The following is a 388-nucleotide window of genomic DNA, read 5'->3' as shown; positions in this document are numbered from 1 at the left end:
GGATTCCCGCTCGCCCTGCGCGGTGTGGAGGTGGAGCTTCGCGCCCCGCTCGTGGGCGTGCTGCTGGACCGTCTGGAGAAGCTCCGGGGACACCATATCCAGCGCCTGCGGGCCGTAGGCGGGCGTCACCAGCGGGTCGTCGCCGAACCGTTCGAACAGTCGGTCCGCGCGGGCCAACGCCGTTTCCCCCTGCTCGCGGTCGAACGGGTAGAGCTCCCGCGGTCCGAGATCCCCGCGCTCGTCGGGCACCTCGTTGATCGTCTCGACCGCGACCACGTCGACACCGAGGGGCTGGTACACCTCTTCGACGAGCGTCCCCACTTCGCCGGCGTACTCACAGATCGTCGTCGCGCCGGCGCGAACCGCCTCCAGCACGCCGAGTCGCGCG

General features: G+C 71.1%; 1 protein-coding gene. It reads right to left on the bottom strand.

Features of this window, described 5'->3' with window-relative positions:
- Nucleotides 1-388 (bottom strand): amidohydrolase family protein (locus tag ACFR9S_RS08560; protein WP_379818427.1); only part of this gene is annotated, 388 nt, incomplete at both ends.

It is taken from the genome of Halolamina salina, from assembly GCF_042678005.1.
Taxonomy (GTDB): Archaea; Halobacteriota; Halobacteria; order Halobacteriales; family Haloferacaceae; genus Halolamina; species Halolamina salina.
Note: the sequence above shows the minus strand (reverse complement) of the source record. Positions and strands in the feature narration are given on the sequence as shown.